Annotated in this window: 9 protein-coding genes; 2 read left to right on the top strand and 7 right to left on the bottom strand. The window is 49.8% G+C overall.

The window, feature by feature from the left end; all coding sequences use genetic code 11:
- Positions 1-382 (top strand): IS200/IS605 family transposase (gene tnpA, locus G451_RS33775; protein ID WP_084448658.1); only part of this gene is annotated, 382 nt, incomplete at its 5' end.
- A gap of 60 nt (positions 383-442) precedes the next feature.
- On the opposite strand, the gene G451_RS0118710 is transcribed toward tnpA, so the two are convergent.
- The 4 genes from G451_RS0118710 to G451_RS0118695 form a co-directional block, all read right to left on the bottom strand.
- Positions 443-1,822, bottom strand: a complete 1,380-nt coding sequence (locus tag G451_RS0118710) for a proline dehydrogenase family protein (RefSeq protein ID WP_027185456.1) — start codon at positions 1,820-1,822, stop codon at positions 443-445.
- 45 nt (positions 1,823-1,867) lie between these two features.
- Positions 1,868-3,388 carry a sigma-54-dependent transcriptional regulator gene (locus G451_RS0118705; protein WP_027185455.1) on the bottom strand — a complete coding sequence of 507 codons (1,521 nt, stop codon included), beginning with the start codon at positions 3,386-3,388 and terminating at the stop codon, positions 1,868-1,870.
- A gap of 2 nt (positions 3,389-3,390) precedes the next feature.
- The gene (locus tag G451_RS0118700; protein WP_034642841.1) at positions 3,391-6,762 is read right to left on the bottom strand and encodes a hybrid sensor histidine kinase/response regulator; all 3,372 of its coding nucleotides are present in this window, start codon (positions 6,760-6,762) and stop codon (positions 3,391-3,393) included.
- A gap of 260 nt (positions 6,763-7,022) precedes the next feature.
- Positions 7,023-8,171 (bottom strand): pyridoxal phosphate-dependent aminotransferase, encoded by a 1,149-nt coding sequence (locus G451_RS0118695; protein ID WP_034642839.1) that lies wholly within the window; start codon positions 8,169-8,171, stop codon positions 7,023-7,025.
- Between the two features lie 240 nt (positions 8,172-8,411).
- Between G451_RS0118695 and G451_RS0118690 the strand changes: the two genes are divergently transcribed.
- Positions 8,412-8,918, top strand: coding sequence for a hypothetical protein (locus G451_RS0118690; RefSeq protein WP_027185452.1), 507 nt, complete (start codon positions 8,412-8,414; stop codon positions 8,916-8,918).
- Between the two features lie 117 nt (positions 8,919-9,035).
- Here the strand turns inward: G451_RS0118690 and G451_RS0118685 are convergent, their stop codons facing one another.
- From G451_RS0118685 to nifE, 3 genes are all read right to left on the bottom strand, one after another.
- Entirely contained in the window at positions 9,036-10,298 is a 1,263-nt protein-coding gene (locus tag G451_RS0118685; protein ID WP_027185451.1) for a radical SAM protein, read from the bottom strand.
- A 182-nt stretch (positions 10,299-10,480) separates the two neighbouring features.
- On the bottom strand, positions 10,481-11,866 hold the full coding sequence (locus tag G451_RS0118680; RefSeq protein ID WP_084448656.1) for a nitrogenase component 1: 1,386 nt from the start codon (positions 11,864-11,866) through the stop codon (positions 10,481-10,483).
- The gene (gene nifE / locus G451_RS0118675) at positions 11,863-13,260 is read right to left on the bottom strand and encodes a nitrogenase iron-molybdenum cofactor biosynthesis protein NifE (protein ID WP_027185449.1); all 1,398 of its coding nucleotides are present in this window, start codon (positions 13,258-13,260) and stop codon (positions 11,863-11,865) included. Before nifE ends, G451_RS0118680 begins: the two co-directional genes overlap by 4 nt.
- Between the last annotated feature and the right edge of the window lie 242 nt (positions 13,261-13,502).

The raw sequence follows: 13,502 nt of genomic DNA, 5'->3' as shown, positions 1-13,502 counted from the left end.
CACAAAATACAGAAGAAAAGTATTCACAAAACAACATCTGGACGCGCTTAAAGAAATTTTTGGCAAAATATGCCAAGATTTTGAAGCCACTCTGGTTGAGATGGACGGAGAAGACGGCTATGTGCATTTACTCGTGAATTATCCGCCGAAAGTGTCTCTGTCTAAACTCGTGAACAGTTTGAAAGGTGCGTCTTCTCGTCTCATGCGTAACAAATTTGAGGACTTAAGAAAGAGGTATTGGAAGGGGGTGCTTTGGAGCCCAAGTTATTTTGCCGCTTCTTGTGGGGGCACTCCTCTTTCCGTAATTAGGCAGTACATAGAACAGCAACGCACACCCGCCTCAAGGCGAGAAGAGCGCCTTTCATCCCCTACCCCTACCTGAAGGAAGGAGTCTTCTCGGCGTAAGAGGATAAAAAAGAATCTTTTGTGATGTCCAAACGCTCTATTGCGTTTCTTCGGAGTCTTTGCCCTTTTCTTCCACCGCCGAAAAATCGGCGCGCATAGTCCTGGCCAAGGCATTGTCGCTATTGGCCAATTCATGAAAGCGTCGACCAGCGTATTTGAGTCCACGGGCAAAAGAGCCTGCCGGAATATAGACACGCATGGGGTAGCCCATGGCGACAACGACTTTTTTGATTGGGTCGCCCATGCCATAAAGCATCTGAAAGGCACAGTCGGAGTCAGAAAGTTTCCACTGATCCGCTAAGGCCATAACATGGGCCATGGTGCGGACATTGTGGGTGGCAAACGCCGGATCAATCGCATCAAGATGATCAAGCAACACAGCGGTGAGCGCCTCGTAACACGCGTCCGTCTCGGCTTTTGTATCAAAAACCGGACTCGGTCGATGTTCCTTTGCAGCCAACGCCTTTTCGTACTTCTCGTAGGCCCCTTTAACCAATCTTAGCGGCAAGCGAATACGCCGATCCTTGGCGAACTGAATAAGCTCCTCCACATCGGCCGGTGCATCATGGAGATAAGCTTGAATAACAACTCCGAGACGCACATTACCACTCACGTCACGAACGAGATCGCGATGTTCGTCAATGACCTGCCGCACAAGATCCAATGTCAGGTTCTTATAGACATATTCTTCCATATCGACACGTATAAGTACGCGTCGATTCGGGACGTCGGCAGCAGCCTGAAGCAATTCGACCAAAGCGCTTTTGATCTGCTCACGCTTGGTCATGCCTGCAGCATTGTCAAGCAACGCTGTGTCCAAGTCATAGGTCAGGGCAGACAGCTTGAGCGACAAAAAAAGCGCAGGCAAGTCGGAGGTGGCAAAACGACGTATCAAGGCAAGATAATAGCCTTTATAGGATTTTGCGTCGGCTTGGGAGAGGGAGGCGTCACCGACATTGTCCAGCGTAGCAGTCATCCCATTCTGCTCCATCATAGCAATATGGCGGAAAATGCGGTCGATGTCTCGGTTTCGTTCTTCCGACGTTCCATCCGTCTCAACGGGGAAAAGAAAGGGGGCACTCATGTATCGCACAACAGGCATGGCAAAAAACAGGCAGGTGCGAGCGAGTGAGCTCTCTCCGAGAAGTTCAAGCGTCCAGGATGATATACTGGAGAACGGTCCCCACATACTCAGATCGATGGCTTGTGTACGGGCCCAGTCGGCAATGCCGGTCTGACGTTGGTCCAGCTCGGTGACAAGACCAGATTCGATGCGTGACAAGTATTGATTCGTCAGTTGTCGAGTGGCTTCATCATCCGGTGGAGCTGCCATAGCCGCCGTCGCCATTGCGAAGAGCGTCATCAGCACCAAAATACAAAGACGATTCATCATCCGAATGCAACATGTCGTTTGCATTGTCATCTCCGTTCCTCCCGGGAAGGATGGCGTAAGGACTGTCGTTTACCATGGTCCTTTCATGGATAAATCGTTTTTTTTAAGCAACGCATAGAGATGCGATTTCGAGACGTCGGCAATGTCGACCATGCAGTCCACATCCCCGTTCGTACTTGAAAGGAGTGCGCGTAAATAATCACGCTCCATTTCTTCTTTAAAAGGTTTCAATGCAACATGTCTATTTACGGCATCCACAGCGCAAATACACCGTGCCGAGGTTGGTGTTGCTGTGCTTTCGGGCTCTTCTTCCGAGGAGGCAGGCTCAGTCGAAGAATTCGGAGACGTTGGAGCAACAACCGAAGCCTCCGGTTCATCATCTTTCCCTGACGATGAAGCATCGACACGAGTCCCAAGTGATGCTTTCGTGACCGCAATACGCACATCACGCGGCAAATGCATGGGATGTAAGGCTTTGGCATCACCAGCAGCGATAAACGCGGTTTCAAGTACACTGAAGAGTTCGCGGACATTCCCCGACCAATTGTATGCCATCAACATATCGAAAAACGCCGGGTCAAATCCTTTTGCCGGGAGACCGTATTCTTCGCACAATGCATTGAGCCGATACATCGATAATATTTTGATATCTCCACCACGTTCACGCAATGGTGGAAGCTCCAAGGCAATAGTCTTAAGACGAAAATACAGGTCGCGCCGAAATCGGCCATCTTCCACCATGACGCCAAGGTCACGATTCGTCGCAGCAATAAGCCTGAAATCACTCGTCACCTCGCGCAAGTCTCCCACCGGACGAAACCGCCGCTCCTGCAGCACACGCAAGAAGACTTTTTGGATAGTGAGCGACATTTCTCCAACTTCATCGAGAAAGAGCGTCCCTTTGTCAGCCATGCGAACCAAACCGAGATAGTCACGGTCTGCGCCGGTAAACGAGCCCTTCTTATGTCCAAACAGGGAACTCTCCACGAGAGTTTCTGTCAAAGCAGCACAATCAACAACAACAAACGGCTCGTTAGAACGACGATGATTGGCATGAATGGTACGCGCTATGAGTTCTTTGCCTGTGCCGGTTTCTCCCGTAATCAACACGTTGGAATTGGACGACGAAGCTCGTCCGAGCAGTTCAAAACATGCCCGCATGCGTGGACTGACACCGACCACCCCACCAAGGTTGAGTAATGCCGGTCGACTAGCTTCCTGTTTTTCCTGCCGATATTTCAGGGCTCGTTCCAGTACCCCCAACGTATTTTGAATAGACGATGGTTTGACGAGATAATCGACAACCCCGCCCTCAATCGCCATTTCCGCGCCTTCAGGATCTCCTTTGCCTGTCAGAATAATCACTTCCGGCGAATCTCCCGACTGGATGATGTCCGGCAACGCATCGAGGCCGTTTCCATCAGGCAAACGAACGTCTAAAAAAACGACATCAAATACTTCATTGGCAACGCGTGATACACCCTGTTTCAACGTTCCGGCGGAATGGCCGGTATGTCCAGCCCTGGCAACCACTCGCTCCATGGTTTCACACAATGCCGGATCGTCATCGATGATAAGAATATTGGCCATAATCAGTTGCTATCCTGCTCCAGCACACGCCGAATGGTTTCGGCCAGCGTGCGGGCGCTATACGGTTTGAGGACAATCTGCTTGACGTTTACCAATGATTTGGCTGCCTCGACAACGCTCTTTCGACCGGAAACCATGATAACCGGAGTATCGGGCAAAATTTGGGACAGCGTTCGAGACAATTCCAACCCACTGACCTCGGGCATGTCGTAGTCGGTGACCACGACATCAAAGGCTTCATGAGCGCGAGAAATCGCATCCAAACTTTGATCTGCACCATTACAGGCCGTCACGTGATAGCCCAACCGTGCGAGGTAGGACGGGATTGCCCGAAGTTGATCGGGATTGTCTTCCACAAAAAGGATACGCTCATCCCCCTCGGCCGGTGCATCTCCACCCATATCCATTTCCTGCGTCACATTGTCGCGAAGACAGGGGAGGTGCACTTCGAACATGGCACCGGCTCCGGGTTGACTTGTCACGATGACGGTTCCGGCATGCGCTTTGATGATTCCCTGCACCATGGACAATCCCAATCCGGTCCCTTCCCCTTTGTCTTTTGTCGTGAAGAACGGGTCGAAAATCTTGTCACGAATGGACTCCGGAATCCCCGGACCGGTATCACGCACCGTCAGAACGACATAATCACCCGATTCCATATTCAACAAGTCGGCATCATCAGGAGACAATGTTTCCTGCCCCAATGAGACCGCAAGCAGTCCACCGGCATCGCGCATTGCCTGAAAGGCGTTGGAGCACAAATTCATGATAATCTGGTGAATCTGAGCCCGGTCGGCCAAACACGGACAGAGGTCCGAATCAACCGTTTCCGATAAACGAATATTGCCGGGCAGACTTGATCGCACAAGACTCAAGGCTTCCCGCACAACCTCGGTGAGCACCATAGGCTTGAAGCCTTCTCGCGACGGCCTCGCATAGGTATGAATACGGCTGACAAGCCGGCTGCCTTGTTCGGCAGCGGTGAGCGCACGCCGGATATCGGCGGCCATATCGGTATCTTCAGGCAAATCCAGAAGCGCAAGTTCGCTGGAATTAATAATAGTTGTCAGAATGTTGTTGAAATCATGTGCAATACCACTGACAAATGTACCGATGGCTTCCATTTTTTGTGATTGCACGAGTTGTTTTTCCAGACTCAGCCGCTTGGTGATATCTTCCGCCGTGGAGAGCACCCCAACGACCCGACGCGACGAATCCATCAAGGGAACTTTACTGACTTCCAAAGTAAAGGGTGGTTGTCCCTCCCGCTCGAATTCCCATAACTGACGATAGCGCGGCAGTCCTGTTTTAAGCACATCACGGTCAACGGCTTCACTGTGTTGTGCATCTTCGGGAGAAAGATCAATATCCGCTATCGTCATACCAATCATAGAGGATACATCGCTCAACCCAAATTGCAGCGCAAAGGCTTTATTAGCCCCAAGAAAGCGTAAGTTCCGATCCTTCCAGTACACCAGTTGCGGAATGTTATCGATAACCGTGCGCAACATGGTTTGCGAGCGTTCCAACTCAAGTTCGGCGCGCCGACGCATGGTGATATCCTCGCAAAACACTTCGAAGTGACTTGTTTTGCCGCCTTCACCCGAAACGGACCGTACATAGAGATGTAAAGTGACATCGTCTCCATCCACCCGTTTGACCACGCCTTCGAATTCGTGAGAACCGGCGGAACCGATTGGACAGGTAACTCCCAAGTCATCGATTTCGCGATAGTGAAGTTCCGGTGCGACATTATTGAGCACATCAAGACCGGATTGAATAAATGACTCCGCCGATGAACACCCCATCATAACGGCCATGGCCGGATTCGCGTCAAGATAACGGCCGGAAGGATCGATTCGAAAGATACCTAACGCCGAGTTCTCAAACAACGAACGATATTTTTCCTCAGCCTTCTTGCGATCGGTGAAATCGTACAAGACCCCCACGACCCCCGCAATACCTCCGGCCGTATTGCGATAGGTGGCCTTATGCACGATGACATTATGACGTCGACCATACCGGTCGGACAATTCTTCTTCGTAGATTCGCACTCCCGGGTTGCGCAGCAACTCTAAATCAATTTGATCCGACCCCGACTCAATCTCCCCTGTATGTGACGGCCCAAACCAGTTTTCAAAGCTGGAATTTGAATTCTCATACTGCCCATTTGGATTCTTGAAATAGATGGGCATAGGAATGGTATCCATGAGCAAACTTAAAAACGAAAGCTGGTCTTTAATAGCCGCCTCGACGCGGCGTCGTTTGAGGATATTATTTGCCAGAAAAAACAGGACCACGCTCATAATGACCAGACTGGCTATGATGGTCCAGAAAACTTGCTTTTGCAGCTCATAGAACGGTTTGGGCTCATTAATGAACGTTGAGCCTTCGGGCAGGAGGTCTTCAGGGATGTTGAAGCGTTTGACCAAGAGATAATCAAACACGTCGTGAAGTTCGGTCTCTTTGACGACCGGCAAATCGGACGGTTTAGCACCGGCTAAAATATCAAGCGTCATACGTGCGGCGATTTCAGCCTGGGTCTCTCCGCCGATCAACCGTCCTCCAATAATCCCGTGTCCCAACATGAAACGCCACGCACTGAAAATGGGCGCATCCGATACTTTCGATATCGCATCAAGGAGTTCCTGAGGTGAATAAAAATCCCCGTCAGCGTCAATATAAAACGGAAGCAACATAAGGGTGGTTTTATCATCGACTTCTTTAATACGAGACAAAATAGCTTGGTAGTTCAAATCATTATGAAATTCGAACTGAAATGCATTGGTAAATGTGCTTGCCGCTTGGCGAACATCCTTTTCAATCGCCAACGATGTCGTCGAGCGATTGCCAATAATAATCATCTTGTTGCGTTTGGGGAAAAGTAATTTGGCAAGTGCGATATTCGTTTTAAAGTCCGCGGCTTCCACAATGCCGGTATAGTCCGTACGGTTTGCGATCAATGAATCCCGAAAGTCATTGATACCGCAAAAAACCACCGGCACCCCGGGAAAAAGCGTGTTTTTTCGCGAGAGGAGAAAATTAAATGCAGGGTTGTCGGAACAAATGATAACATCGAAATGAACATTTTTATACTTGATGGCGTAAAGATCGGACAACAGCTCATGAACATTCTCTTCAGGATATTTCTTCGCATCAAGGTACTCGACCTGTAATTCCACACTCACCGGACTTTTCGCAAACTCGGCTCGAGCTGCCTCAAGTATGGTGTCAGACCATGCATACCCATTCTGATAGGAATTCAGAAACAGAACGTGCTTACGCTGTACTTTTCCTTGTTCCGACGATGCTTGAACAGGAAAAAAAATACAGAGCATACATGCAATACACACCAAACGAAAATATGCTTTCATGATCACACCTGCAAAATTCCGACGATGATCACCTTCACGAGGTTGTGATTGTCACACAGCCGAACATCTCCGGCAAGAGGGATATGGAAGACGCGCAATCAACATATTGTGAGAAAATGCCAAGAAAAGACATACGCTGAACCAATACGAAAAAATGGCATGGCACGCATCGTAAAGGAAAAAGTGTTCGAAGATGATGGGAAGAGCGGCAAGGAGGAACGTTGCTTTTTCACCGTTCCCCCTCTCCTTTGAATTTCGGGCTAGCCCCCTCGCTTCTTCAAATATTCGCCAAAACGACGAATTCCCTCGTTGATGTTCTCTTTGGAGTTGGCGTACGAGAACCGGATATAGCCTTCGGCAGTTTGCCCGAAATCAATACCGGGTGTCACCCCGACAAGGGCGTTCTCAAGAATATCACCGGCCAAACGAAGCGAATCCCCATCAATATGTCGGGCATTGACGAGCACATAGAAAGCACCGGTCGGCTCCAAAGCCGGAACCAGTCCTATGCTGGCGAGACGTTCGAGCAGGTATTTTCGTCGGGCATCATACTCGGCGACCATTTTAGCCACATCGTCTTGTGCTTCGGTCAAGGCCGCCAGGCCGGCCCACTGCGCGACTGAACCGGCACATATAAAGAAATTCTGTTGAAACTTCTGAATGAGTTTCAAATACTTAGGAGGCACGATGACATAGCCCAAACGCCAACCCGTCATCGCGTACAATTTGGAGAAGCCATTCAGGATAAACGCATTTTTTGTATACTGGCAGGCCGAAGCTGCTTTCTCGACATAACTAAGACCATGGTAAATTTCATCGGAAACGATCGGCAAGCCAAGATCGCACAGGGCTTCGAGATCATCCCCGGGCATGACCGACCCCACCGGGTTAGACGGAGAATTGACCAGGATACCGGCGACGGTTCCATCAAGACGTTTCTTGACGCGTTCGGGCTTGAGCTGGAATCCTTCTTCTTCCCGTCCTGGAATAAATTCAGGGGCAAGTCCGCAATAACGAATAAAGTTGGGATAGCAGGCATAATGCGGATCTGTCAGGACAATTTTTTGATTCTCCTCGGCAAGCAGTGAAAAAACCATGAGCATGGCCGGTGACGTTCCGCTGGTGACAAACACTTGGTCCGGAGAAATGTCGGCCCCAAATTGTTCATAGTGTTGAGCGCAAATAGTTTCACGCAACTCCAGCAGTCCTTGGCTATGCGTATAATGTGTTTTGCCATCATGAATAGCTCGGCAAGCCGCTTCCTTGACACATTCCGGCGTATCAAAGTCGGGTTCACCGATCTCAAGATGCACAACATGCTTCCCTTGTCGTTCCAAAATCGAGGCTTTTTCCAAAATATCCATGACGAGAAAGGATGTCATGAATTCACTTGGTCTGCATATATCCATAGGAGAGTGCTCCATGTTGCATGTGTAGAGTTGCACGTCGGCCTTCCATCGGGAAAAAGGATATTTTGGCGATTTCGATGAAAAGATCAAGGCATGGTCCAAACACGCACAAGTTGATGCCTTCATCTTGAATACCAAGCTGCGGAAATGTATTGTATCTCTGCTGTGGGACCGACGTCATTATTGGTGTCGGGCAACGGGTTGCAAATCTCAAAGCTATTCAAGCCCAAAGGGACGATTATGGAAAAGGAACACTCGTCGTTGAGCAGTCTGAATGCGATTTTAATTATCCTGACCATTATCGTGGTCATAGTCCTTGGCTTCTATGTGGTTCGACAAACGGAATGGTATCAGGTGTTGAAAATGTGTGATCCATTTTCAACAACACAAATCGATGCCACGCTCGTGGGCGGTGATCCGCTGAAAACACCGATGCCTGTTTTTGTCGGCAACGTGCAGGTCGGTAAGGCAATGGGGTATACGGAAGCCGGACAAAATCCGGAAATCTGGCTCTGTATCGATACAGAAGCAGCCCAACGTTTCAATGTCTCAACTGTTTGTTATCAAGATATTAACCCTTCGAATACCATACAATGCACAACACTCGATACCGCTGTCCAAACAGGAACACCGAATGCTGTTGTGCTGTTTACATCATATGAAGATTTTTTCTTGTGGCGAACGAAAACATTATTTGCGGCCGGCATCGAGGCAGCACTCCAGAGCCTGCGTGAAGCGCTCCGGTAGACAAGGGAAATCATTACAGCACAAAAAAAGCGGCCTTCGGGCCGCTTTTTTTGTGGGGGGATCAACGCGTATTATTATATCTTCACATTGCTGAGAAGAATGGGAGGCGTGTTCGAATCAGCCACAGCCAACACCGCCGCCGCCTTTGCAGCAACCACCGGAAACACCACGGCGGCGTTTGGCTAATTGAGAGATATCACCAGAACCGTAGACTGCTTCCAATCCTTGTTCAATCAAACCGTCCATCTCGACAACTGTCAGGCCTTCTTCCTCCAAAACAGCTCGGGGAGTTTCCCCGATACCGCTGACAAGAATTGCTCGGCAATCTTTCAAAGTATCGGCCAAAGTATACCAGCGTTGGCCTCCGCCGCCCGGTTTGGGCGCATCACGTTCTTCCAGTAAGACAACTTTATCAGCATCCTGACCATAGATCAGAAACCGTGAGGCTTCGCCGAGGTGTTGATTGACCAGCATGCCTTCCATACTCGCCACAGCTATGTTGGGCCGCGTTGCATCGGCGGGAACAATCATCTGGCTGCACTCGCCAAGCAGACCGCTCAGTTCCATCGACTGATCTTTTTCCAACAATCCAACGGCATCAGCCCGACAACGTTGGCAATGACGCATCTGCGGCAAATAGGTTTCGCATGTGTCGCGAATGATGCAGATATCAGCCTTGGATGGCGCCGGCACCTTTTCGAACTTGGTGTCAGGGTTGGGGATGAGTCCCATGCAGTTAAACAGATCGACACCGTAACTTTTCATGGTTTGAGCGATTTCTTCCATATGGTGATCATTCACGCCCGGAATAAAAATCGAATTGACCTTCACCGTCACACCGAGTTCTTTGAGTCGTTTAATCGCGTCGGTTTGTGCTTTGACAATCACTTCGCCAATCGCGTCACCACGATGAATTACTTTACCGACTCGGGCCCAGGAATACACCTTGGATGCAATTTTTGGATCCACGGCATTAACCGTGATGGTCACATGAGAAACCCCGATGCGAGCAATTTCTTCTATATAGTCGCCAATCTCCAAACCATTCGAAGACAAGCACAACAGCATTTCGGGCCAACGTTTGCGAATGCGTCGCATGGTCTCCAGGGTTTCCTTCGGGTTGGCAAACGGATCGCCAGGACCGGCAATGCCGACCACCGTGATATTGGGAACCCGCTCCATGACTTTGGCCAAATATTCTTCAGCCTGGGCAGGAGACAGCACAGCCGACGTCACACCAGGACGCGACTCATTGACACAATCATATTTTCGATTGCAAAAATTACACAGAACATTGCACTTCGGAGCCACAGGCAAATGAATCCGGGCGCATTCTCCCTTGGCCTTGGGGTTGAAACATGGATGCCGAGTCAAATCCATTGTGATGCTCCTTTTTTGAAAAGGCCTCCCTTCCTCCCCCCCCTTCCTCAAACCATTTTCACGCGGGGGGAAGACAAGGGCCTGTGGCGACCAAATTGAAGTTCTCTTCACGTCATTGGAAAGAGTCAGACTCTTTCGATGAGATGTATCGTACCGCACGGCGCATAATTGCGCTGATGAGTTTACAAGTACCAGTATCCGACTTCGGAATCGGATTGTTTCTTTTCAAGCACAACGTTGACAATGGTATCAAACAAGGACTGCGCTCCGCGATACCCGAGATGGAGAATACGTTGTCCTCCAAAGCGATCATGGATGGGGAAACCGGTGCGCACCAACGGAATATCAAGTTTGCGTGCCAATTTATAGCCTTTAGAATTGCCAACAAGCAAATCAGGAGCCAGGCTTTCGGCAAGCTGTTCGATTTCATAGAAATCGACACCTTCATAGACCTGCGGCATTTCAGGCATAAGACCTTCACAGACCGCATGAATATGCTCAGTCAGTCGTCCGGATTCGCCACCACCACCAACAAGCACGGGGCGAATGCCGATTTCGGCGAGAAACGAGGTCATGCCAATCATGAAGTCCTCTTCACCGTAAACGACTGCGCGCAAGCCGGAAATGTACTTATGTCCATCAACAAACGCGTCAAGGAGACGTCCACGCTCCATGGCATGTTCACGAGGAGTCGGTTTTCCCGACAATTCTTCCAACACCGAGAACAAGGCGTCGGATTCACGAAGGCCGATCGGCATACCGATGCGATGCGCGGGAACGGAAAACTTCGACTCAAGATGCGATGCCGCGGTGTCTTTGCCGAACAAACCGCGCCCGAATTCAATCGATGCTGGCGAAGCTCCCATGGCTTTGATTGCTGCTACAGGAAGTCCTCCGGAAGCCACTTTCTCGTAATCTTCCAAGGCCGGACCATCAAGCGTCTCGGAATAGTCAGGTAAAATGGAGGCGGGAAGATCGAAATCTTTGAACAGCGTTTTCAGATACCGAATATCGGCCGCCGACACAAAGCCGGGAAAAACGTTTACCGCTTTGGTGGGTGTATCGGCCGTTGCCAATTGTTCCGCCGTCGCCCGAATCGCTGCATGGAATCCTTCCATATGCGTTCCCTGATAGCTCGGGGTAGAAACATGAACGATTTCCGGCAAGTCAAAATCTTCGCCGAATTCCTTCCGAAACTCATGCAGGATCATCGAGACGTCGTCACCGATAGTTTCGGTCAAACAGGTAGTTGCAACCCCGATAAGGCCGGCACCATATTTTTGCATGACGTTGAGCAGGCCCTTTTTCAAATTGGGGCCACCACCAAACACGGCGTGCTTTTCGCTCAAGGATGACGAAGCAATATCCATGGGCTCACGAAAATGACTGATGATATATCGCCGCATATACGTGGCGCACCCCTGAGAACCGTGCAGATATGGAACAGATCCTTCGATGCCGCGGAACGCCACAGTAGCACCAAGGGGGGTACACATTTTACAGGCGTTGGTCGTGGAAACAAACGCTTCCTTCGTCTTCTTCATGGATTTGAGTGCACTTTTGTTCATGACGATTCTCCCACGGCCGTTTTAACGGTCTGAGCGAGGTTGGATTTGCGTTTGCGGGGCATAAAGTTCCACACTGGGCTCGTGACCGTACGGTGCACCTCGCGAGCAAAATTCAGCATGCCGACAAAGCCTTCCAGGGCTTCTTTCCGCTCATGGTTGTGGTCACAAAAACCAACACCGAGCTTGTAGGCAATAGGACGTTCCTTCACGCCGCCAACAAAGATGTCGACATCTTTTTCTTTTATGAAGGCCGACAATTCCAGAGGGTTAGAATCGTCAACAATGATGGTTCCTTCATCTGTAATCGCTTCGAGTTCGCGATAGTCTTCTTCCGTACCGGTCTGAGAGCCGACAAGCACAACCTTCATGCCGAGGTGACGGAAGGCTTTAATAAGTGAGAATGCTTTGAAGGCTCCGCCCACATAAATGGCTGCATTCTTGCCCTCAAGGTCTTTACGCATTTCCTTAATTTCCGGGAAAATGGCCGCCAATTCTTCACGGACGAGGTTTTGCGTACGCTCCATGATGCCGGGATCTTTATCCTGGAAGAAACGTGCAACTTCATACAGCGATTCGGCCGTGTCTTCGATGCCAAGATACGAAATATGTTTGTAGGGAATGCCGTATTGCTCCTCCATCATCTTGGCGAGTTCCTGGGTGGCACCAGAACACTGCACAAGATTGAGTGCGGCCCCGTGACTGCGAGCGATATCAGCAACTCGACCGTCACCTGTGACATTGGCAACAACTTCCACGCCCATGCGTTCAAAATAGGAACGCAAAATCCAAATTTCCCCGGCCAGGTTGAAGTCACCCAAAATATTTATTGAAATCGGGGAAATTCCCGTGGTGTCTCCCGTACCGACAAGACGGTCCAACGCTTGGCATGCAGCCATATATCCGGCGCGTTTGTTCCCTTTGAAACCTTCCGACATGACCGGGATAACCGGAATTCCGGTTTCTTCGGTCATTTTGCGACACACCGCTTCCATATCGTCGCCAATAATACCGACGATACAGGTAGAATACACAAACGCGGCTTTCGGAGAGTGTCGCTTGATAAGCTCGCGAAGGGCTTCTTCAAGCTTGGGCTCGCCACCGTAAATTACATCACGTTCGCGCAGATCGGTCGAAAAACTGAGTCGATGCAGTTCCGGGCCCGAGGATACAGAGCCACGAATGTCCCATGTGTATGCCGCACATCCGATGGGACCATGCACAAGATGCAAAGCGTCGGCGATGGGGTACAGCACGACGCGTGATCCACAAAAAACACAGGCTCGTTGGCTAACTGCTCCGGCCAAGGAATCTCGGTTGCAGGCTAATTCAAATGGTTCGTTGCCGCCCTTGCGGTATATCTGATCCTTGCGTTCGTCGAAAATGATGGGTTCCATGACATTCCTTTTGCTTCGGCGGATTCTTTTTTATTGTACAAAAAGGACAACGCCGTATGTCTGTTTTTCTTCTATTACAAGGTTTATGCCATTCAGATTTATCTTTGTATTTTAAAATGTTAAGATTTACGTTTCACTGTTATCTTGTCAGAGAGTGTACACCGGGGTAGACAAAAACATACATTTTTGTAGATTTTGTCAAACTTCGTCGACATCATGTCCGCTCCTGCACAGAGAAAGAA

Source organism: Desulfovibrio inopinatus DSM 10711 (assembly GCF_000429305.1).
Classification (GTDB): Bacteria; Desulfobacterota; Desulfovibrionia; order Desulfovibrionales; family Desulfovibrionaceae; genus Alteridesulfovibrio; species Alteridesulfovibrio inopinatus.
Note: the sequence above shows the minus strand (reverse complement) of the source record. Positions and strands in the feature narration are given on the sequence as shown.